Origin of the sequence: Bradyrhizobium sp. UFLA01-814, from assembly GCF_046718885.1 — a bacterium.
Taxonomy (GTDB): Bacteria; Pseudomonadota; Alphaproteobacteria; order Rhizobiales; family Xanthobacteraceae; genus Bradyrhizobium; species Bradyrhizobium elkanii.
The window spans coordinates 1-20,415 of sequence record NZ_JAQOSR010000104.1 but is presented as its reverse complement, the minus strand read 5'-3'; the positions used below and the strand labels follow the sequence as shown (position 1 = coordinate 20,415).

The following is a 20,415-nucleotide window of genomic DNA, read 5'->3' as shown; positions in this document are numbered from 1 at the left end:
GCTTCTTGGCCCTCACCTCTCCCCGTTCTTTACGGGGAGAGGTCGAAATTCGCGCGAAGCGGGAATTTCGGGTGAGGGGCCTTGGGACGGTGTTTGTCACAAACTCCGAGCCTATCCGTGGAGAGACCCCTCACCCCAACCCTCTCCCCGCAACAGCGGGGCGAGGGAGCAGAGTGCTGATCACCCCTTCCGCACGTCGCCCGCGTCGGCCTCGCTCGCCTCCAGCGAGACCGGCTCGAGGTGATAGCGCTTGGTCAGTGGCATCTGGGCGATGGCGAAGATCATGGTCAGCGGCGTCACGCCGAACACCTTGAAGTTCACCCAGAAATCCGTGGTCTGCGTGCGCCAGACGAGCTCGTTGAGAACCGCCATGCCGGCGAAGAACAGCGCCCAGCGCATGGTGAGGATGCGCCAGCCCTGCGGCGTCAGGTTGAACACCTGGTCGAACATGATGGCGATGAAGGAGCGGCCGAAGAAGAGCCCGCCGCCGAGCACGGCCGCGAACAGGCCATAGATGATGGTCGGCTTGAGCTTGATGAAGGTCTCGTCGTGCAGCACCAGCGTCAGGGTGCCGAACACAAGGACGATCGCGCCGGTCACCAGCGCCATGATCGGCACGTGCCTGGTCACCACATAGGATGCGATCATTGCGGCCACGATCGCCACCATGAACGCGCCGGTCGCGACGAACAGATGGTACTTCGCGTTGGCGATAAAGAACACGAGCAGCGGCCCGAGTTCGGTCGCCAGCTTGAACAGCGGATGCGGCTGGGTCTTGTCCATCAACTCTCTACTTTGATTTGAGGCATGACCCGATCCGAAAACCGGTGTCCACTTTTCGGGGTCATGCCTCGATTCCAGCAATTGCCTTGGCAAAATCCTTCGCCGTGAAGGGCGCGAGGTCCTCGACGCCTTCGCCGACGCCGATGAAATGCACCGGCAGCTTGTGCTTCTCCGACAGCGCGACAAGGATGCCGCCGCGCGCCGTGCCGTCAAGCTTGGTCATCACGAGCCCGGTGACGCCTGCCGTACGATGAAACGCCTCGACCTGCGACAGCGCATTTTGTCCCACCGTGGCGTCGAGCACGAGCAGCACCGCATGCGGCGCCGACGCATCGACCTTCCTGATGACGCGCACGACCTTTTCCAGCTCGTTCATCAGCTCGGATTTGTTCTGCAGGCGGCCGGCAGTGTCGATCAGCAGCACGTCGCGCGCCTGCTCCTTCGCCGCGGTCAGCGCGCTGAAGGCAAGGCTCGCCGAATCCGAGCCCTGGGCGCCTGATATCACCGGAGACTTGGTGCGCTCGCCCCAGACCTTGAGCTGCTCGATCGCCGCGGCACGGAAGGTGTCGCCGGCGGCCAGCATGACCTTGCGGCCCTCGGCGGAAAATTTCGCCGCCAGCTTGCCGATCGTCGTGGTCTTGCCGGAGCCGTTGACGCCGACCACCAGGATGACGAACGGCTTTTTCGCGGCATCGATCTCGAGCGGCTTCGCCACCGGCGACAGCACCTTCTCGACCTCGGTCGCGACCACCTCCTTGACCTCGTCCGCCGAGATCGCCTTGTCGTAGCGCCCCTTGCCGACAGCCTCGGCAATGCGGACCGCGACATCGGTACCGAGATCGGCGCGCAGCAGCACATCCTCGATGTCATCGAGCATGGCCGAATCGAGCTTGCGCTTGGTGACGAGGTCGGCGACCGCGGTCCCGATCGAACTCGAGGTCCGCTTCAGGCCGCCCTTCAGCCGCTGCCACCAGCTCTGTTTTGGAGTTCCCGCAGTGGTATCGTTCATGGCGCGGCTGTGTTAGCCGTTTCGCACTCCAAACGAAAGTCTCGACGAATTGATCGATGTTCCCCAATTGACCGCGGAAGAAATCCTGGGCCGCGTGCTCCACCGCGACGGGCTGATGCTGGTGATCGACAAGCCGGCCGGCCTGCCGGTGCATCGCGGCCCGAAGGGCGGGCCCAATCTGGAGGCCTCGTTCGACGCGCTGCGGTTCGGCCTGCCGCGGCCGCCCGTGCTGGCGCATCGGCTCGACAAGGACACGTCCGGCTGCCTTGTCCTGGGACGCCACCGCAAGGCAACCGCCTCGCTCGGGCTGTTGTTCAAGCACAGCAAGATCTCGAAGACCTATTGGACCGTGGTCGAGGGCGGCCCCGCCGAGGACGAAGGCACCATCGACATCCCGCTCGGCCGGCTCAACGCCGAGCGCGGCTGGTGGCAGAAGCCGGACCCGGACGGCCAGAAGGCGATCACCAACTGGAAGGTGCTGGGGCGTGGCGACGGCCTCACTTGGCTCGCGATGGAGCCGGTCACCGGCCGCACCCATCAGCTGCGGGTGCATTCGGCGGCGATGGGCTGGCCAATCGTCGGCGACAATATCTATGGCAACGGCCCGCGCTTCGGCGAACCGACCTTGCATCTGCATTCCCGCGAGATCGGCATCCCGATCTCCAGGAACAAGGACCGGGTGCATGTGGTCGCGCCGGCGCCCGAACACATGCGGGAGCGACTCAAGGCCTGCGGCTGGAACGAGCAGTAGCCTCCGTGATTTTACGGAGAATTATCCTTTACGGAACATTCAGGTCGATCGGATAGTCCTGCAGGCGGCTTAGAAAAAGCGCGCCGCGACGGCTCAGGACGAGCAATGCTGAATGATGGGCAGGCAATTGTCGACGAGGTCGAGGCTGCGATACGCGCCGGCTCCGCCGATAAATGCCTGGCCACGGCAAGGCGCGTCACCAGCCTTTTCCTCGCATCCGCCGGCAAGTTCAACAGCGAACAGATCGAGCTGTTCGACAACGTGCTCGAGCGTCTGGTGAAGACCATCGAGCTGCGCGCGCTCGCCGACATCAGCGCCCGGATGGCGCTCACCGACATCAGCGAGCAGCTTGCACCGGTCGCCCAGGCACCGCCCGCGATCATTCGTCGTCTCGCCAGCAATGACGAGATCAGGATCGCGCGGCCGATCCTGCAGGAATCGTCGCGGCTCAGCGCGGACGACCTGGTCGAGATTGCCCAGACCAAGAGCGAGCAGCATCTGCTCGCTGTCGCCGGCCGCTGGTGGCTGAAGGAGGTCGTCACGGACGCGCTTCTGGCGCGTCGCTTCGCGAGCGTGAGCCACCGCCTGGTCAGCAATCCCGGCGCCAAAGTATCGCCGGGCGGGTTTGCCGTCATCCTCGCACAGGCCGAGCACGATCCGGTCCTCGCAGTCGAGACCGGCATTCGAGCGGACCTGCCGTCGGAGCTCCGCCTTCAGCTCCTGCGCCGCGCAACGGAAGAGGTTCGCGGCCGTCTGCTGGAACGCGCCCCGCCCTATCTGTTCGAAGAGATCCGGCACGCGATCGCGGCGGTCGCCGCCGGCGTCGAGCGCGGCATGTCGCAGGTCCGCGACTTCACCGCGGCCAAGCGCCATGTCGCGAAGCTGAAGGACGACGGCGAGCTCAACGAAACTTCGCTGCTCGGCTTCGCCAGGCAGCGCAAATATGAAGAGACCATTGTTGCGCTGGCGGATCTTGCGCGGTCTAACATCGAGGTGATCCGTTCCCTGATGCAAAGCCTGCGCAGCGAAGGCCTGCTGGTGCCGTGCCGGGCGGCAGGCCTGAGTTGGGAGACCACCGCCGCGGTGATGGAATGTCGCTATACCACCGGCTCCATGGGACCGGTCGAACTCGCCCATGCGAAGAGCCAGTTCACGAAATTGACCCGCGAAACCGCCGACCGCCTGCTGCGGTTCTGGCAGGTTCGCGCGTCGCAGCCGGCAAGGCCGGGCGCGCGCACGCACTGAGTGCGTCATGCACGATGACGCGATGGGTATCGATGCAACCTCTCGTTCAGTATCATCACATGCGAAATGCAGGTGATCCGCTGCTCCGGAGGCGCCATGCGCGGCTCCCCACATTCGTCGTCCTGGCGAAAGCCAGGACCCATAACCACCGCATTCGGTGACCGTGCTAGATCGCGACCCCAGCGTCGCGCAGCAATTGAGATTTGGGGTAATGGGTCCCGGCCTGCGCCGGGACGACAATGGGAGCGAACTCTCTCAGCGGCCCGATGCAATGAGCCGCGCACCGTCATGGCCGCGGATAGTCATCGCGCGCACCATGCCCGGCACATCATCATCGATCGCGACCGGCAGGAAGTGCTCGGTGCGGCCCTGCGTGCCGCTCTCGATCAGCACCTCGCGCGTCGCGCCGACTTCCGCATCGAGCCGGCGCAGCAGCGCGGCTTCGCCTGCCGTGCGCAGCCGCCTGGCGCGCTCCTTGATCGCGCCGCCCTCGACCTGCGGCATCCGCGCGGCCGGCGTGCCCGGACGCCGCGAATAGGGAAACACGTGCAGGAAGGTGAGATCGCATGCCTCGACCAGATCGAGCGAACGCGCGAACATCTCCTCGGTCTCGGTCGGGAAGCCCGCGATGATGTCGGCGCCGAACGCGATGTCGGGTCGCAGCCGGCGGACCTGCGCGCAGAAATCGATCGCGTCCTGGCGTGAATGTCGGCGCTTCATCCGCTTCAGGATCATGTCATCACCGGACTGCAATGACAGATGCAGATGCGGCATCAGCCGCGCATCGTCGGCAATGACATCGAGCAGGTCGCGATCCGCCTCGATCGAATCGATCGACGAGATGCGCAGCCGCTTCAGCGCGGGCACATGGCGCAGGATCTGCCGGGTCAACTGGCCGAGTTTCGGCGCGCCCGGCAGGTCGGCGCCATAGCTCGTGAGATCGACGCCGGTCAGCACGATCTCGGCGTGGCCGCGCTCGACCAGCGCGCGGACCTGATCGACCACCGCCCCCATCGGCACCGAGCGCGAATTGCCGCGGCCGTAGGGGATAATGCAGAAGGTGCAGCGATGATCGCAGCCGTTCTGCACCTGCACGAACACCCGAGGCAGGCCGCGCTCGAAGCCATCGAGCAGATGCGGCGCCATCTCGGTCACCGCCATGATGTCGGCGACCGCGACCTTCTCGCTCGCATCGATGCCGAACGGCGCCTCGAAAGCTGCACGCGTGGCCTGCCAGGCGTCGCCGCGCATCTTCTCGTCATTGCCGACGACGCGGTCGACCTCGGCCATCTCGGCGAACATCCGGCTTTGCGTCTGCGCCGCACAGCCGGTGACGACGATGCGCGCATGCGGGCGTTCGCGTTTCAACTTGCGGATCGACTGCCGGGCCTGCGCCACCGCCTCGTTGGTGACGGCGCAACTGTTGATGACGATGGCATCGGTAAGCCCCGCCTGCTCCGCCTCGCGGCGGATCACCTCGGATTCAAATGAATTGAGGCGGCAGCCAAAGGTGACGACATCGACGCCCATAACCGATCTCACGCCCGATCAAGCGACGCTGGCGAACAGCGCCGGATCGAAGCGGCCCTCATATTCGAAATCGGCGGTGCCGGTCATCAGCACGTGATCGTCGCGCTCGCGCCACTCGATGCCGAGCTTGCCGCCGGGCAGCGTGATCTCGACGCTGCGATTGGCACGCTTCAGCCGCGCCGCCGCGACCGCCGTCGCGCAGGCCGCCGAGCCGCACGCTTTGGTGAGGCCAGCGCCGCGCTCCCAGGTGCGGATCGTGATGTGGTCGCGATCGACGATACGGGCGAGCGTGATGTTAGCGCGCTCCGGGAAGATCGGATGGTTTTCCAGCAGCGGGCCGAAACGCTCGAGGTCGTAGGCATTGACGTCATCGACCCAGAAGATCGCATGCGGATTGCCCATCGAGACCACCGAGGGCGAATGCAGCACCGGATTGTCGATCGGCCCGACCTGGAGCTCGATGTAGCGGGTGTCGCGAAATTCCTCAGCCAGCGGAATGTCCTGCCAGCCGAACTTCGGCGCGCCCATGTCGACGGTGTAGAGATCGGGCGACGGCCCCTGCCAGCAATTGAGCAGGCCGGCGCGGGTCTGGAACGTCGCTGATGTCTGGCCGGTCTTCTCGAAGATCCGCCGCACCACGCAGCGCATGCCGTTGCCGCAGGCGCCGGCCTCCGAGCCGTCATTGTTGTAGATCGAGATGAACGCTTCGGTGCCGTCGAGCCGCGGCGGCTGCAGCACCATCAGCTGGTCGTAGGGCACGCCGCCCGCCGGCGAAGCCACGGCGCGCGCCTCCGCCGCCGACACCTGCGCCCGACCTTGCGCCCGACCTTGTGCCCGACCTTGTGCCCGACCTTGTGCCTCGGAATCGCGCAGGTCGACGACGACGATCTCGTTGCCGATGCCGTTCATCTTGGCGAATGCGTGATTGGCGAGCGCGCTCATCGATTTTCCCAAATTCTGCCCGGTTATATGGCGAGTGATGGTCCGTTAGCCAGCCTGAATAGCCCCATGACACATCTGTCATGGGACGAATGCAGAACTTGCGTGTTAGGAATATCGCACCTCGCGGACCGCGCGCCGGGACAAATCGAGCGGCCGTTTGAGGCAGGGGATGGAGAATAACCAATGAACCGTATCAACACGCTCCGCGCGGCCCTGGTCGCGCTGCTGCCCTTGGCCGCGATCGCACTGGCAAGCCCGGCCCCTGCCCAGTCGCCGTCCGCCTCGCCCGCTCCCGCGGCGAGCCCGAGCCCAACCCCGGCGCCTGCACCATCGGCGACGCCGGTGCCCCCGCCGGCCGAGACCAAGTCGCCGGCCGACAGCCCGGCCGCAGCGCAGACCCCGACGCCGGCGCCGGCCGCCCCGGTGCAGACTGCCGATCCCTTCGGCGAGCCGTTCACGCTGGAGCCGAAGAAGGTCGTGATGCTGAAAGGCACGGCCAATTGGGATTCCGCCTTCGACGCCTTGATCGAGGCGTTCAAGCAGCTCACCGCGCTGCTCGACAAGGACGGCGTCAAGGCAGCGGGCAATCCGATGATCGTCTACACCTCGACCGACGACACCGGCTTCACCTTCATCGCCGAGATCCCGGTCGATCAGGACGTCAAGAACCTCGGCAAGAACATGAGCATGGGCAATTCGCCTGACGGCAAGGCGCTGAAGTTCGTCCATCGCGGTTCCTACGACAACATGGACAACACCTATGAGGCGATCACCAATCACCTCGACGACAAGAAGCTCGAAGCCAAGGACACCTTTATCGAGGAATACATCACCGATCCGCTGAAGACCGCGGAGGACAAGCTTGTGATCAACGTCTACGTACCCCTGAAGTGAGCCAGATGACCCATCGCCTCCCCCTTGGTCTCCCCTTCGCCGCCACCCTGATCGCGACCACGCTGCTGGCTGCGCCCGTACTGGCCAATGACGACTTTCCGCCAGCGATTTCGGTCACCGGCGAGGCGACCGTGTCGGCGCCGCCCGACCAGGCGCAGCTCGACGCCGGCGTCACCACCGACGCCAAGACCGCACGCGAAGCCGCCGAAGCCAACAATGTGACGATGGGCAAGGTGCTGGCCGCGCTGAAGGGCGCCGGGATCGCGGAGAAGGACTTTCAGACCTCGCGGCTGTCGCTGCAGCCGCAATTCGCCAATCGTGGGCCGTCGTCGCCGAACGCCCCGCCCAGCATCGTCGGTTACCACGCGAGCAATCGCGTCACGATCAGGCTGCACGATGTGAGCAAGGTCGCCAGCGTCATCGACGTGCTGGTCGGCGCCGGCGCCAACGATATCGGCGGACTCAACTTCTCGGTATCGCAGGCCTCGAAGCTGCTCGACGACGCGCGCGAAAAGGCGATCGCCGACGCCCGCCGCAAGGCGGAGATCTACGCCAAGGCCGCCGGCGTCACGCTCGGCGCACCCGTGAATATCGCGGAGGTCGGCTCGGCGCCGGTCCCGGTGTTCCGTCCCAAGATGGCCACGGCCGGCTTCGCCGCGCCGACGCCGGTGGCACAAGGCGAGGAAACGCTGACGGTCAATGTCAGCGTCTCCTGGGCGATCAAGGAGAAGTAATAAATCCCGCCGTCGTCCCTGCGAAAGCAGGGACCCATAACCACCGTTGCGAATTGTAGAGGCAAGCTGGGGCCACAGCATCGCGCAACATTTTGCATTTGTGGTTATGGGTCCCGGGTCGCGCTTCGCTTGCCCGGGACGACACCTTCTAAATCTCGAACACCTGCCCGGGCTTCAACGTCAGAAACTTCTCGCGCGGGACCTTGGCTGCGTCGAGCGCTTCGCCAAGCGCGATCGCGGGCGCGTCGATTGCCTCGTCGGTCAGCTGGAATGTGCCGTGGTGATGCGCCAGCGCTTGCGCCGCGCCGCAATCGGCCAGCGCCTTCACCGCATCCTCCGGATTCATGTGCTGGTCGCGCATGAACCAGCGCGGCTCATAGGCGCCGATCGGCAGGATCGCGAGCCTGAGCGGGCCATGCGCCTCGGCCACCCGGCGGAAATGCCCCCCGTCGCCATAGCCGGAATCGCCGACGATGTAGAGCTTGCCGGCCGGCGTCTCCAAAACGAAACTCGCCCACAGCGCCTTGTTGCGATCGAACAGCCCACGCGCCGACCAGTGCCGCGTCGGAACCAGCGTCGCGGCAAGGCCGTTGCCGAGCTCGACGCGCTGATGCCAGTCGAACGCCTCGGCTTTGATCGCGGCATCGGACGTACGCATCGTGACGTCGTTGCCGAGCGGCGTGATCACGCGAGGACCAAATGCCCCCGCAAGTTTCGACAGCGTCGCGACGTCGAGATGGTCGTAATGGCCGTGCGACACCAGCACGACATCGATCCTGGGCAATTTCTCGAATGCGATGCCGGGATCGTTGTGCCGCTTCGGCCCGGCGAAGCTGAACGGTGAGGCACGCATCGACCAGACCGGATCGAACAGGATGTTGAGGCCCGCGGCCTGGATCAGCCAGCTGGCATGGCCGACGAAGCAGAGCCGCACCTTGTCGCCCTCGACGCGGGGCGGCGGCGTATCGGCATGGGCGCTTGGCGCCCATTCCGGCCAGATCGCGCGCTGCCGGCCGCCCCCGAACTGCCAGCGCAGCACCTCACCAAGCGATTTCGGCGGCGAGCCGTCCGGATCGAAGAAGTGCAGGCCGTCGAAATGATCGGAGACGGGGCCGTCGTAGGTTTTCATGTAGATCATCCAGATCGAGGGCACGCCGATCGCCGCGGCGGCTCCGGTCAAGGTTGCAAGAAGTCGGCGGCGGGTGATCAGCACGCGGGTTCCGGAATAGGAGGCAGGCTCCGGTTATATGGGTGGCAGCGGCGAATTCGGAACCAAGGTAGCAAATCGACGTGATTTCAGGACCTTACCGTCCAAACTGAGCGGATTTCAGCGAAACTTTCCTTGACTTTGCCGCCCCGGCAGCGTTTAACGCGGCCACTTTCTCGGAAAGCTCCGTCTTTTCGACCCGCCGACTGGTCCTGGAGGCCAGAGGTCAACGCCCGACAGCGCGATGCGCCCTCGGGCGCGAAAGTGTTTGGATTTCCTTCTCCCTCGCCCCGCTCTTGCGGGGAGAGGGTCGGGGTGAGGGGCTCTCTCCGCGCACTGTGCGTGTGGATGGCCCTGTACCCCCTCACCCGCCGCGCAAGTGCGCGGCGACCTCTCCCCGCAGGCGGGGAGAGGTAAAAGAGGACAACGGCATTGTTCGACAATCTGTCGGAACGGCTTGGTGGCATTCTCGATCGTCTGACGGGGCGCGGTGCGCTGACCGAAAAGGACGTCGATGCCGCGATGCGCGAGGTGCGCCGCGCGCTGCTCGAGGCCGACGTCGCGCTCGAGGTGGTCCGCAGCTTCATCGACCGGGTCCGCGAGCAGGCGATCGGCGCCACCGTCGTCAAGTCGGTGACGCCGGGCCAGATGGTGGTGAAGATCGTCCATGACGAACTCGTCGCCACGCTCGGTTCCGACGGCCAGACCATCGACATCAATTCCGTGCCGCCGGTGCCGATCATGATGGTCGGTCTGCAAGGCTCCGGTAAGACCACCACCACCGCAAAGCTCGCGCGCCGCATGGTCCAGCGCGACAAGCGCAAGGTGCTGATGGCCTCGCTCGACGTCTACCGCCCGGCGGCGATGGAACAGCTCGCGGTGCTCGGCCGCGACCTCGACATTCCGACGCTGCCGATCGCCGCCGGCCAGATGCCGCCGCAGATCGCAAGGCGCGCGCTAGAGGCCGGCAAGCTCGGCGGCTACGACGTCGTGCTGCTCGACACCGCCGGCCGCACCACGCTCGACGAAGACATGATGAAGGAGGCGGCCGAGATCAAAGCCGCCGCCAACCCGCATGAAGTGTTGCTGGTCGCGGATAGCCTCACCGGCCAGGACGCGGTCAACCTCGCGCGCTCGTTCGACGAGCGCGTCGGCCTCACCGGCATCGTGCTGACGCGCGTCGACGGCGACGGCCGCGGCGGCGCGGCGCTGTCGATGCGCGCCGTCACCGGCAAGCCGATCAAGCTGATCGGCACCGGCGAAAAGACCGACGCGCTGGAGGACTTCCATCCGAACCGCATCGCCGGCCGTATCCTCGGCATGGGCGACGTTGTCTCGCTGGTCGAGAAGGCCGCCGCCAATATCGACGCCGAGAAGGCCGCGCGCACCGCGGAGCGGATGCGCAAGGGTCAGTTCGACCTCAACGACATGCGCGAACAGCTGCAGCAGATGGCCAATATGGGCGGCATCGGCGGCCTGATGGGCATGATGCCCGGCATCTCCAAGATGAAGAACCAGATCGCGGCGGCCGGCATCGACGACAAGATCCTGAAGCGCCAGGTCGCGATCATCGATTCGATGACGCGGCAGGAGCGCAAGAACCCGGACATCCTGAAGGCGAGCCGCAAGAAGCGCATCGCGGCGGGCGCCGGCCAGAGCGTCGAGCACGTCAACAAGCTCTTGAAGATGCATCGGAACATGGCCGACATGATGAAGGCCATGGGAAGCGGCAAGCGCGGCCCGCTCGCCGGCATCGCGCAGGCGATGGGATTCGGCGGCGGCATGAAGCCGCCCTCGGCCGAGGAGATGAAGGCGCTCGCCGAGAAGATGCAGGGCGGCGCCGGCGGCGGCCTGCCCAATCTGCCGAAGGATTTGCCGGCCGGCCTGCGCGGCGGCCTGCCGAATGTGCCGGGCCTGACCGGCCTTTCCGGCAAGCCGATGCTGCCGGGCCTCGGCGGTTTCCCGGGCAAGAAGAAATGAGGAATTCGTCGCGACGGCTCACATGCGGCCGGCGCGACGCGGAATGCCAATCAATCGAACATCGACCTTTGAAGGAGAACTGAATGTCCGTTGTTATCCGCCTCGCTCGCGCAGGCACCAAGAAGCGTCCGGTCTATCACGTCGTCGTCGCCGACTCGCGCTTCCCGCGCGATGGCCGCTTCATCGAGCGTCTCGGCCACTTCAACCCGCTGCTGCCGAAGGACAACGAGTCGCGCCTGAAGCTCGACATGGACAAGGTGAAGGCTTGGCTCGCCAAGGGCGCGCAGCCGTCGGATCGCGTGACCCGCTTCCTCGACGCCGCCGGCGTCAAGAAGCGCGCGCCGCGCAACAACCCGGAAAAGGCCGTGCCGCGCAAGGAGCGCAAGGCGCAGGCCGAAGCCGCCGCCAAGGCTTAAGGTACCAAGACGATGACCTCGGCCTCGTGCTTCGAGACGCACGGCATTCGCCGTGCTCCTCAGCATGAGGGTCTCTCACCTCATCCTGAGGAGCGGCGTCTTCGCCGCGTCTCGAAGGATGAGGCCCGCTGATGCCGTCCCTCGTCTGTGTCGCCCGTATCGGCGCTGCGCATGGCGTGCGCGGCGCCGTCAGGCTTTGGACCTTCACCGAAGACCCGCTGGCCGTGAAGGACTACGGCCCGCTGACGACCAAGGACGGCACGCGCCAGTTCGAGGTCACGCATGCGCGCGAGGCCAAGGACCATCTGGTGGTGACGCTGAAGGGCGTCGCCAGCCGCGATGATGCCGAACGGCTCAACGGCCTCGAGCTCTACGTTCCGCGCGACCGGCTGCCGGACACCGACGACGGCGAATACTACCACACCGATTTGATCGGGCTCGCCGCGGTGACGACGACGGAGCAGCCGCTCGGCAAGGTGATCGCGATCCATAATTTCGGCGCCGGCGACATCATCGAGATCGCCCCGCCGCAGGGCGCGACGATGCTGCTGCCGTTCACCAATGCCGTGGTGCCGACTGTCGACGTTGCCGGTGGCCGAGTCGTGATCGACCTACCGCAGGAAATCGACGGCGACGATCCGTCGGCGGCCTGATCAGATAAAATCTTCAGCCCGTCATCCGGCCCTGCTGCTCGAGCCAGTCGCAGAACACCGCGCTGTGCGGATCGTTGCTGCGGCCCGCCGGAAAATACGCGAAGTAGCTCCGCGCCGGCAGGCTGACATCCGGAAACGGCGTCACCAGGCGCCCGGCCGCAAGATCGTCCGCGATCAGCGCGGTCGGTCCCATCGCAACGCCGAGCCCATCGAGCGCGGCCTGGATCGTCAGATAGAAGTGATCGAAGGTCAGCGCGGCCGCCGGCTCCAGCGCGGATTGCCCGGCCTCGGTGAGCCAGTCGCGCCACAGCCGCGGCATCGACGTGACATGCAGCAGCGTGTGCCTGGAGAGATCCGCGATCTCATTGAGCGGCAGCTGCGCTGATAGTGACGGACTGCACACCGGCAATCTCCGCTCCGACACCAGGAAGCGCGACGAGAAGCCGTGGAAGGTGTCGGGGCCACCGCGGATCACGACGTCGAATGGTTCAGGCAGCGCATCCACCGGATCGTTCGACGTGCTCAGGCGCACCTCGATATCGGGATGCTCGGCGCGAAACCGGCTCATCCGCGGCAGCAGCCAGCGCAGGCTGAAGGTCGCGAGCGCATTGACGCGCAACACCGCGACCGCCAGATCGCCGCGCCGCTCGCGATGCTGCTGCACGGCGGCGGAAATCCGGTCGAGCGCGGGCGCGAACTCCGCCAGCAATGCCGCGCCTGCCGGCGTCAGCACCACGCGCCGCACCGATCGCCGAAACAACGACGGCGCGCCCAGCCATTCCTCGAGCAGGCGGATCTGCTGACTGACCGCGCCATGAGTCACGCTGAGCTCGGCGGCGGCTTCCTTGAAGCTGCCGAGCCGGGCGGCGGCCTCGAAGGCACGCACCGCATTGAGCGGCGGCAGGCTGCGGCGTGGGACGAACATGATCCCTCAATACAAGATTTTCTAACGCATGATCCGATTATTACTGATTTGTGACAACAGCCTTGGCGGCGCATACTGCCATGCAAGCTCCTTGCACAGCTTTCTTTTCTGAGGTGTTCTCCTGATGCTCGCCCGCCCAAACTTTAGATTTTCTTGCACGGGAGGGTGGCAATGAGCGTGTCGGCCGAAACCGGCACGACGCGGCCCGACCGCGCCCGATCAACCCGCACCCTGACCGTGACCGGGCTCAACCACGCCCTCCACGACGGCTACACCGACGTCATCTACGTGCTGCTGCCGGTCTGGCAGACCGAATTTGCGCTGAGCTACGGCCTGCTGGCGCTGCTGCGCGGGCTCTATGCCGGCGCCATGGCCGGGCTGCAGATTCCGGTCGGACGCATCGCGGAGCGGATCGACGGCAAGGTCATCCTGATCGCGGGCACGGCGCTGTCGGCGCTCGGCTACGCGTTTGCCGGATTCTCCGGCGGTGTCATTGGCCTTGGTCTCGCCCTCGCGCTCTCCGGCGCGGGGTCGAGCACGCAGCATCCGATCGCTTCCGCGGCGGTGTCGCGTGCCTATGGCACGGCGGCGCGCGGGCCGCTCGGCATCTACAATTTCTCCGGCGATCTCGGCAAGGCGGCGATCCCGGCGCTGACCTCGATCCTGCTGATGATCATGTCGTGGCGGCACACGCTGCTCGTGCTCGCTTTCGCAGGCCTGCTCGTCGCGGTCTGCATTGCGCTCTGGATGCCGGCCGTCGGCAAGGGCGCCGAGCACAAGGCGACATCAGCATCGCGCGGCGCCAGCACAGGCCGCGGCTTTCATTGGCTGCTCGCGATCGGAATTCTCGACACCGCGGTCAGGATGGGCTTCCTCACCTTCCTGCCGTTCCTGCTGCGCGACAAGGGCGCCTCGCTGCCGACCAACGGCCTCGCGCTGGCGCTGGTCTTCATCGGCGGCGCCGCGGGCAAGTTCACCTGCGGCTGGCTCGGCGAGCGGGTCGGCACGCTGCGCACCGTGCTGATCACCGAAGGCGGCACAGCGGCGCTGATCGCAGCCGTGCTGGCGTTGCCGCTCGCACCCGCCATCGTGCTGCTGCCGCTGCTCGGCGTGATGCTCAACGGCACGTCATCGGTGCTTTATGGCACCGTGCCCGAACTCACGCCCGCGCATCAGACCGAACGCGCCTTCGCGCTGTTCTATACCGGAACGATCGGATCGGGCGCGATCGCGCCGGTGCTCTACGGCCTGCTTGGCGACGCGCTCGGTCCGACGCTCGCCACCGCTGCGACCGCGCTCACGGCGCTGGCGATCTGTCCGCTTGCGGTCGTGCTCGCGCGGCATCTCGCTGACGATCCGAAGGCGGCGTGACGCATAGTTATTTGCCGAATTCCGTAGCCCGGATGAAGCGCAGCGAAATCCGGGACCGCTCTCACCGCGGATAGCCCGCTCCCGGATTTCGCTGCGCTCCATCCGGGCTACATGTCCTCACTTCTCCTTCCCCTTGGGGGAAGGTCGGGATGGGGGGCAGCCGCGGGCGATGCTGCAAGCGGACAGAGCTGATTCCCACCCGCTTTACTCTCGCGAGCAAAGCGACCTCCCCTTTTCAAGGGGAGGCTGGAGCGGATTGCGCTTCGCTGCATCCGGGCTACCTAAGCAATGGTGCCACGGAGGATGATAATGACAAGCACGCACAAGGCCTGGCGGCTGCACGCCCACAATGATCTCCGCTTCGAGGATGTCACGACGCCGAAGCCCGCGCCCGATGGCGTCGTGGTGCGGATCGAGGCCGGCATGGTGCTGTCCTATACCAACAAGCTTTTGTCGGGCGCGCTGCCCTACAGCCTGCCGCCGATGCCGTTCGTGCCGGGCACCAATGCGATCGCACGCGTCGTCGCCGCGGGCGACAACGTCACGCATGTGCAAAGCGGCGACCGCGTGTTCCTCAGCCCGCATCTGCGCGGCGACGTGCCGGATCGCGATCCGCCGCAAATCCTGATCGGCCTCACCGCGACGGTGACGACGCCGGAAGCGCTCGCGTTGCAGGCGCGCTGGCGCGACGGCGTGTTCGCGGAGATCGCGCACTGGCCGGCCGCCTGCGTCACACCGCTCGCCAATCTCGGTGACAAGCCGGCGACCGAATTGATCGGACTCGCAAAACTGATCGTGCCGTTCGGCGGATTGCAGCGCTCCGGCCTGCGCGGCGGCCAGACCATCATCGTCAACGGCGCGACCGGCTATTTCGGTTCGGGCGGCGTAATGCTCGCGGTTGCGATGGGCGCGGGCCGCGTCGTTGCGGTCGGACGCAAAGAGGCCGCCCTCGATCAATTGCGCGATGCGTTCGGCCCACGCGTCATTCCCGCCGTCGTCAGCGGCGATGCCGCAGCCGACCTTGCGGTCATCCGCCGCGCCGCCGGCGGCAGCGCAGATGTCGCGCTCGATCTGCTCGGCGCCGCCAAGAGCACATCGACCACGCTGTCGTCGCTCCGCGCACTGCGCCGTGGCGGCCGCATGGTGCTGATGGGCAGCGCCGAGGTGCCGCTCGAATTGCCGTTCCGCGAGATGCTGGCCAACGACTGGGAGGTGGTCGGGCAGTTCATGTACGATCGCACCGCGCCGGGCCAGCTTGCCGCCCTCGCCGCCGAAGGCCTGCTGGACCTGCGCAAGATCAACGTCGCGACCTTCGCGCTCGCCGACTTCCGCCGCGCGGTGGATGCGGCCGCGATGATGCAGAGCCTCGACCTCACGGCCGTGGTGCCGTAACCAGACGCCATGACATCGCAAGAGACCCCAGCCCAGGCGACACCATGGCGCGCCACCGTGCTGACCCTGTTCCCGGACATGTTTCCGGGGCCGCTCGGCGTGAGCCTCGCCGGCAAGGCGCTGGCTGGCGGACTGTGGGCGCTGGAAGCGCGCGACATCCGGGCCTCGGCCATCGACAAGCACCGCAGCGTCGACGACACGCCGGCCGGCGGCGGTCCGGGCATGGTGCTGCGGGCCGATGTGCTGGCGGCGGCGATCGACGCCGCCGAAATCGCGCCTGACCGCCCGCGCCTGCTGATGAGCCCGCGGGGTCGGCCATTGACCCAGACCAAAGTCGCGGAGCTGGCGGCCGGGCCCGGCCCCCTGATCGTCTGCGGCCGCTTCGAGGGCATCGACCAGCGGGTGATCGAGGCGCGAGACCTCGAGGAGATCTCGATCGGCGATTATGTACTGTCCGGCGGCGAAATCGCCGCGATGGCCCTGATCGACGCCTGCGTCCGCCTGTTGCCGGGGGTGATGGGCAAGCAGGCCTCGGGAACCGAGGAAAGCTTTTCCGAAGGACTACTTGAATACCCCCAATACACCCGCCCGCAGGAGTTCGAGGGCCGGCCAATCCCGGAAATCCTGATTTCCGGCGATCACGCCAAGGTCGCGGCCTGGCGGCTGGCCCAGTCCGAGGCCCTGACGGCGGCGCGGCGGCCCGATCTCTGGGCCCGCAAGGCCGGCCAAAAAGCCGCTCGGCGAGGGACAAAAAACAAGACAGACGGGTGACAAACCCTGCGCTTTGCCTTATACGGGCGGCCAAATCCGCACCCTTGCAGGATAGATGGACGTTTGCGCAGCCCGCGAAAGGCTGGGCGCGCCGCCGATGGAGATTTCAATGAACCTTATTCAGCAGCTCGAAAAAGAGCAGTTCGACAAGCTCGCCGCCACCAAGGATATCCCGGAATTCGGACCCGGCGACACCGTCATCGTCAACGTGAAGGTGGTCGAAGGCGAGCGCACCCGCGTGCAGGCCTATGAGGGCGTTTGCATCGGTCGTTCCGGCCAGGGCCTCAACGAGAGCTTCACCGTGCGCAAGATTTCCTACGGCGAAGGCGTCGAGCGCGTCTTCCCGGTGATGTCGCCGATGATCGACTCGATCAAGGTCGTGCGTCGCGGCAAGGTTCGTCGCGCCAAGCTCTATTACCTGCGCAACCTGCGCGGCAAGTCGGCCCGCATCGTCGAGAAGCAGGACCGTCAGACCGCCGTCGGCGAGTAACTCTTCCCTTCAGGGAATGTGGTCGAAAGCGCGGGGCCTGCCCCGCGCTTTTTCGTTGCGGCATACCTATCTGATGGACAGGCCCGCGCATCGATCGATTGTCGCGGGCGCAAGCCCTGTGTTAGAAATTTAGAATGGTTCCGGATCAAGCAAGCCAGCGCTGCCCAAGTCAGACCTGCAAGCGCGTCGTGATCGACGATCGCTCGCGGCTGCCCGGCCGCTTCTTCGGCCGCTTTGCGACGTCGGCAACATCAGAGCTTAGACCCGCAGCGTAACGCTGCCTGGACGCTCTCGCCTGCCGACGCGGCCTGCCCGCGCTCATGCCATTCCACCACTGAATTTCTTCTGGAGCTGAAGCTCATGTCCAAACCGACCACGCTGTACGACAAGATCTGGAACGACCATCTGGTCCATGAGGCCGAGGACGGCACCTGCCTGCTCTATATCGATCGCCATCTGGTGCACGAGGTGACCTCGCCGCAGGCGTTCGAAGGGCTGCGCGCCGCCGGCCGCAAGGTGCATGCGCCCGAGAAGACGCTCGCCGTCGTCGACCACAACATCCCGACCACCGACCGCTCGAAGCCGAACCCCGACCCTGAAAGCATCGAGCAGATGCGGGTGATGGCGGAGAACGCCAAGGAATTCGGCATCGAGTATTACAACGAGTTCGACAAGCGCCAGGGCATCGTCCACGTCATCGGCCCGGAGCAGGGTTTTACGCTGCCCGGCACCACCATCGTCTGCGGTGACAGCCACACCTCGACGCATGGCGCGTTCGGCGCGCTCGCGCACGGCATCGGCACCTCCGAAGTCGAGCACGTGCTGGCGACGCAGACGCTGATCCAGAAGAAGGCCAAGAACATGCGCGCGATCGTCAACGGCAAGCTGCCCGACGGCGTGACCGGCAAGGACATCATCCTGGCGATCATCGGCGAGATCGGCACCGCCGGCGGCACCGGCTACGTGCTGGAATATGCCGGCGAGGCGATCCGTGCGCTCTCGATGGAAGGCCGCATGACGGTCTGCAACATGTCGATCGAAGGCGGCGCGCGCGCCGGCCTGGTTGCGCCCGACCAGAAGGCGTTCGACTTCCTGCGCGGCCGCCCGAAGGCGCCGAAGGGCGCCGCCTGGGACGCCGCGATGCGCTACTGGGAGACGCTGCGCTCCGACGAGGGCGCGCATTTCGACCATGAGATCCGGCTCGATGCGGCCAAGCTGCCGCCGATCGTCACCTGGGGCACGAGCCCTGAGGACGTCATCTCGGTGACCGGCTTCGTGCCCGATCCCGACAAGATCGCCGATGAGGCCAAGCGCATCTCCAAGCATCGCGCGCTGAAATATATGGGCCTGACCGCCGGCACGAAGATCACCGACATCAAGCTCGACCGCGTCTTCATCGGCTCCTGCACCAACGGCCGCATCGAGGATCTGCGCGCCGCCGCGAAGATCGCCGAGGGCAAGACCGTCAACGCCAATGTCAACGCGATGATCGTGCCGGGCTCGGGCATCGTGAAGGAGCAGGCGGAAGCCGAAGGCCTCGACAAGATCTTCATTGCGGCCGGCTTCGACTGGCGCGAGCCGGGCTGCTCGATGTGCCTTGCGATGAACCCGGACAAGCTGAAGCCGGAAGAACGCTGCGCCTCGACCTCGAACCGCAACTTCGAGGGCCGCCAGGGCTTCAAGGGCCGCACCCATCTGGTCTCGCCCGCGATGGCCGCGGCCGCCGCGATCGCCGGTCACTTCGTCGACGTCCGCGACTGGCGGTAAGGCAAGCGCGGGTTTCGTCTCAAGCTCGAGCCGTTTCGGAAACGGCTCGTTAACGGGGCGCACGCACACTGCCTCCTTGCGAAAACAAGCCTTCGCAAGGAGCGCGTGCCGTGGCCGATAAACCCGAATTCGTCGACATGATCAGCGACGCGACGCGCCAGAAGCGCCGTCGTGCGGTAGCGCGCATCATCGATCCGCTTCCCGAGGTGAAGGAAACCTCGCGCCTCAGCCACTGGCCGCCGGAGCGCTGGACGCAATGGCGGATGGAAAACCTGACGCCGTGGAAGATCAAGTCCTGGAAGCTGAAGAACTGGGACTAGCACCGCCGCGAGCGAGAGGAGCAAGACGGGCGCCGTGAGGCGCCCGCTGTCGTTTCAGCCCTCACCAATAGCGGTACGGCCGCCAGTAGTGGCGGTGGTGCCACCACGGCCGGCAGATCCGGCGCGGTCCGTAATAGGTCCAGACCACCCGGCAACGGCGGTGATGATAATAGGCCGGGTAATAGTAGGACGATCCGTAGAAGAAGCGCCGGTGATGGAAGTGCCGGCGGTAATAGGGCCGATAGCCGTAGCGGTAACCGCCGCCATAGAAGCGGTGGTAGCCGCCATAGTGGCGATGGAAGCCGCCATGGCGATAACCGCCATGGAACACCGGCGCTGCGCGGAAACCGCCGCCATGGAAGCCGCGGAAGCCACCACCGTGGAAGCCACCGCCGTGAAACCCGCCGCCGCGGAAGCCGCCGCCATGAAAACCTCCGCCGCCGTGGCCACCGCCGTGCCGGACCTGGATCGTCATGGCATCGGCCGCAGACTTTGCCGCGGGTGCGGCACCCGGGCTGACCAGCGACAGCGCTTCGGCGCGCTGCTGCGAGGCGACCGACAATGCGAGGACCGCGGCCGCTGCAACGCCGAGACGGCGCACCAATCCGCGCCGCAAATAGCTCTCCCTCATCTCTGAACCTCCCACAACGGCAATGAGCACCACGCTGCATGGCAGCCGGCTTCATCGCGTTCATTGCAGTCGCTCCCGGCATGACGCTAGAAACCGCCGACTGAATGCGCCATGAACGCGCAAACGCTGCGACGAAACGTCCGGGAGAAACGTCAGTGACTGTCTATGTGATCGTGCAACTCAAGATGACCGATCGCGCCGCCTATGATCGGTATCAGGCGCGCTTCTTCGACGTGTTCAGGAAGTTCAACGGACGCCTGCTGTCGGCCGACGAACAGCCCGCGGTGCTCGAGGGCAGCTGGGATCGCGACAAGCTGGTGCTGATGTCGTTCCCTGACGAAGCCGCATTCCGCGCCTGGTCGGAGTCGCCCGAATATGTCGAGATCTCGAAGGATCGCAAGGCGGGTGCGCAGGGCATTGTGCTGCTGGCGAAGGGCTTCGCGCCCTGAGGCGGGCGGAGCAGCTCCGATCGGAGCTGCTCTCTCGTTGCAGCGCTGATGTCGCGCCCAGCGCGACGGCGCGCATCACCAGAACGGGCCGAACCCGAAGCCGAAGGTGAATGGCGCCGGCGCGGCATATGGGTACGGCCGATAGTAATAGGGCC

General features: G+C 66.0%; 21 protein-coding genes. 14 read left to right on the top strand and 7 right to left on the bottom strand.

The window, feature by feature from the left end; genetic code table 11:
• Positions 1-180: 180 nt before the first annotated feature.
• Both PMN64_RS27485 and ftsY read right to left on the bottom strand, forming a co-directional pair.
• A complete protein-coding gene (locus PMN64_RS27485; RefSeq protein ID WP_304498117.1) occupies positions 181-783 on the bottom strand; it encodes a septation protein A in 603 nt (200 codons plus the stop codon).
• Positions 784-844: 61 nt separating this feature from the next.
• A complete protein-coding gene (gene ftsY / locus PMN64_RS27480) occupies positions 845-1,792 on the bottom strand; it encodes a signal recognition particle-docking protein FtsY (RefSeq protein WP_411782903.1) in 948 nt (315 codons plus the stop codon).
• 49 nt (positions 1,793-1,841) lie between these two features.
• Between ftsY and PMN64_RS27475 the strand changes: the two genes are divergently transcribed.
• Together PMN64_RS27475 and PMN64_RS27470 are read left to right on the top strand one after the other, a co-directional pair.
• On the top strand, positions 1,842-2,543 hold the full coding sequence (locus tag PMN64_RS27475; RefSeq protein ID WP_411782902.1) for an RluA family pseudouridine synthase: 702 nt from the start codon (positions 1,842-1,844) through the stop codon (positions 2,541-2,543).
• Between the two features lie 105 nt (positions 2,544-2,648).
• Positions 2,649-3,788 carry a DUF2336 domain-containing protein gene (locus PMN64_RS27470; RefSeq protein ID WP_411782901.1) on the top strand — a complete coding sequence of 380 codons (1,140 nt, stop codon included), beginning with the start codon at positions 2,649-2,651 and terminating at the stop codon, positions 3,786-3,788.
• A 255-nt stretch (positions 3,789-4,043) separates the two neighbouring features.
• On the opposite strand, the gene mtaB is transcribed toward PMN64_RS27470, so the two are convergent.
• Together mtaB and dapF are read right to left on the bottom strand one after the other, a co-directional pair.
• Positions 4,044-5,318 (bottom strand): tRNA (N(6)-L-threonylcarbamoyladenosine(37)-C(2))-methylthiotransferase MtaB, encoded by a 1,275-nt coding sequence (gene mtaB, locus PMN64_RS27465; protein ID WP_411782900.1) that lies wholly within the window; start codon positions 5,316-5,318, stop codon positions 4,044-4,046.
• An 18-nt stretch (positions 5,319-5,336) separates the two neighbouring features.
• Positions 5,337-6,260 carry a diaminopimelate epimerase gene (gene dapF / locus PMN64_RS27460; RefSeq protein ID WP_411782899.1) on the bottom strand — a complete coding sequence of 308 codons (924 nt, stop codon included), beginning with the start codon at positions 6,258-6,260 and terminating at the stop codon, positions 5,337-5,339.
• A gap of 183 nt (positions 6,261-6,443) precedes the next feature.
• Between dapF and PMN64_RS27455 the strand changes: the two genes are divergently transcribed.
• Positions 6,444-7,154, top strand: a complete 711-nt coding sequence (locus PMN64_RS27455; protein ID WP_137483264.1) for a GyrI-like domain-containing protein — start codon at positions 6,444-6,446, stop codon at positions 7,152-7,154.
• 5 nt (positions 7,155-7,159) lie between these two features.
• Positions 7,160-7,888 (top strand): SIMPL domain-containing protein, encoded by a 729-nt coding sequence (locus PMN64_RS27450; RefSeq protein ID WP_411782898.1) that lies wholly within the window; start codon positions 7,160-7,162, stop codon positions 7,886-7,888.
• Between the two features lie 148 nt (positions 7,889-8,036).
• Here PMN64_RS27450 and PMN64_RS27445 read toward each other — a convergent pair whose 3' ends face one another.
• Positions 8,037-9,101, bottom strand: a complete 1,065-nt coding sequence (locus PMN64_RS27445; protein ID WP_411782897.1) for an MBL fold metallo-hydrolase — start codon at positions 9,099-9,101, stop codon at positions 8,037-8,039.
• Between the two features lie 426 nt (positions 9,102-9,527).
• Here PMN64_RS27445 and ffh point away from each other — a divergent pair, with 426 nt between their 5' ends.
• From ffh to rimM, 3 genes are all read left to right on the top strand, one after another.
• Positions 9,528-11,075, top strand: a complete 1,548-nt coding sequence (gene ffh, locus PMN64_RS27440; protein WP_411782896.1) for a signal recognition particle protein — start codon at positions 9,528-9,530, stop codon at positions 11,073-11,075.
• Positions 11,076-11,158: 83 nt separating this feature from the next.
• Positions 11,159-11,491 (top strand): 30S ribosomal protein S16, encoded by a 333-nt coding sequence (rpsP, locus tag PMN64_RS27435; protein WP_016847621.1) that lies wholly within the window; start codon positions 11,159-11,161, stop codon positions 11,489-11,491.
• A 131-nt stretch (positions 11,492-11,622) separates the two neighbouring features.
• Positions 11,623-12,144: a ribosome maturation factor RimM gene (gene rimM, locus PMN64_RS27430; RefSeq protein ID WP_411782895.1), complete on the top strand. Its 522-nt coding sequence runs from the start codon at positions 11,623-11,625 to the stop codon at positions 12,142-12,144.
• Positions 12,145-12,157: 13 nt separating this feature from the next.
• Here the strand turns inward: rimM and gcvA are convergent, their stop codons facing one another.
• A complete protein-coding gene (gene gcvA, locus PMN64_RS27425; protein WP_411782894.1) occupies positions 12,158-13,069 on the bottom strand; it encodes a transcriptional regulator GcvA in 912 nt (303 codons plus the stop codon).
• Between the two features lie 171 nt (positions 13,070-13,240).
• Here gcvA and PMN64_RS27420 point away from each other — a divergent pair, with 171 nt between their 5' ends.
• From PMN64_RS27420 to PMN64_RS27395, 6 genes are all read left to right on the top strand, one after another.
• Entirely contained in the window at positions 13,241-14,440 is a 1,200-nt protein-coding gene (locus PMN64_RS27420; RefSeq protein WP_411782893.1) for an MFS transporter, read from the top strand.
• 309 nt (positions 14,441-14,749) lie between these two features.
• Positions 14,750-15,832 (top strand): zinc-binding dehydrogenase, encoded by a 1,083-nt coding sequence (locus PMN64_RS27415; protein WP_411782892.1) that lies wholly within the window; start codon positions 14,750-14,752, stop codon positions 15,830-15,832.
• Between the two features lie 9 nt (positions 15,833-15,841).
• Positions 15,842-16,603, top strand: coding sequence for a tRNA (guanosine(37)-N1)-methyltransferase TrmD (gene trmD, locus PMN64_RS27410; protein WP_411782891.1), 762 nt, complete (start codon positions 15,842-15,844; stop codon positions 16,601-16,603).
• 109 nt (positions 16,604-16,712) lie between these two features.
• On the top strand, positions 16,713-17,093 hold the full coding sequence (gene rplS, locus PMN64_RS27405) for a 50S ribosomal protein L19 (protein ID WP_018269387.1): 381 nt from the start codon (positions 16,713-16,715) through the stop codon (positions 17,091-17,093).
• 360 nt (positions 17,094-17,453) lie between these two features.
• Positions 17,454-18,860: a 3-isopropylmalate dehydratase large subunit gene (gene leuC, locus PMN64_RS27400; RefSeq protein WP_411782890.1), complete on the top strand. Its 1,407-nt coding sequence runs from the start codon at positions 17,454-17,456 to the stop codon at positions 18,858-18,860.
• Positions 18,861-18,970: 110 nt separating this feature from the next.
• Positions 18,971-19,180 carry a hypothetical protein gene (locus tag PMN64_RS27395; RefSeq protein WP_016847629.1) on the top strand — a complete coding sequence of 70 codons (210 nt, stop codon included), beginning with the start codon at positions 18,971-18,973 and terminating at the stop codon, positions 19,178-19,180.
• Between the two features lie 61 nt (positions 19,181-19,241).
• Here PMN64_RS27395 and PMN64_RS27390 read toward each other — a convergent pair whose 3' ends face one another.
• Positions 19,242-19,811, bottom strand: coding sequence for a hypothetical protein (locus tag PMN64_RS27390; protein ID WP_411782889.1), 570 nt, complete (start codon positions 19,809-19,811; stop codon positions 19,242-19,244).
• 155 nt (positions 19,812-19,966) lie between these two features.
• On the opposite strand from PMN64_RS27390, the gene PMN64_RS27385 reads away from it, so the two are divergent.
• Positions 19,967-20,260, top strand: a complete 294-nt coding sequence (locus PMN64_RS27385; protein ID WP_038387221.1) for a DUF1330 domain-containing protein — start codon at positions 19,967-19,969, stop codon at positions 20,258-20,260.
• The last annotated feature ends 155 nt before the right edge of the window (positions 20,261-20,415 follow it).

Coding starts and splice junctions, on each gene's coding strand:
- PMN64_RS27485 (WP_304498117.1), bottom strand. CDS start 783: ATGGACAAGACCCAGCCGCATCCGCTGTTCAAGCTGGCGACCGAACTC.
- ftsY (WP_411782903.1), bottom strand. CDS start 1,792: ATGAACGATACCACTGCGGGAACTCCAAAACAGAGCTGGTGGCAGCGG.
- PMN64_RS27470 (WP_411782901.1), top strand. CDS start 2,649: ATGCTGAATGATGGGCAGGCAATTGTCGACGAGGTCGAGGCTGCGATA.
- mtaB (WP_411782900.1), bottom strand. CDS start 5,318: ATGGGCGTCGATGTCGTCACCTTTGGCTGCCGCCTCAATTCATTTGAA.
- dapF (WP_411782899.1), bottom strand. CDS start 6,260: ATGAGCGCGCTCGCCAATCACGCATTCGCCAAGATGAACGGCATCGGC.
- PMN64_RS27455 (WP_137483264.1), top strand. CDS start 6,444: ATGAACCGTATCAACACGCTCCGCGCGGCCCTGGTCGCGCTGCTGCCC.
- PMN64_RS27450 (WP_411782898.1), top strand. CDS start 7,160: ATGACCCATCGCCTCCCCCTTGGTCTCCCCTTCGCCGCCACCCTGATC.
- rpsP (WP_016847621.1), top strand. CDS start 11,159: ATGTCCGTTGTTATCCGCCTCGCTCGCGCAGGCACCAAGAAGCGTCCG.
- rimM (WP_411782895.1), top strand. CDS start 11,623: ATGCCGTCCCTCGTCTGTGTCGCCCGTATCGGCGCTGCGCATGGCGTG.
- gcvA (WP_411782894.1), bottom strand. CDS start 13,069: ATGTTCGTCCCACGCCGCAGCCTGCCGCCGCTCAATGCGGTGCGTGCC.
- PMN64_RS27420 (WP_411782893.1), top strand. CDS start 13,241: ATGAGCGTGTCGGCCGAAACCGGCACGACGCGGCCCGACCGCGCCCGA.
- PMN64_RS27415 (WP_411782892.1), top strand. CDS start 14,750: ATGACAAGCACGCACAAGGCCTGGCGGCTGCACGCCCACAATGATCTC.
- trmD (WP_411782891.1), top strand. CDS start 15,842: ATGACATCGCAAGAGACCCCAGCCCAGGCGACACCATGGCGCGCCACC.
- rplS (WP_018269387.1), top strand. CDS start 16,713: ATGAACCTTATTCAGCAGCTCGAAAAAGAGCAGTTCGACAAGCTCGCC.
- leuC (WP_411782890.1), top strand. CDS start 17,454: ATGTCCAAACCGACCACGCTGTACGACAAGATCTGGAACGACCATCTG.
- PMN64_RS27390 (WP_411782889.1), bottom strand. CDS start 19,811: ATGAGGGAGAGCTATTTGCGGCGCGGATTGGTGCGCCGTCTCGGCGTT.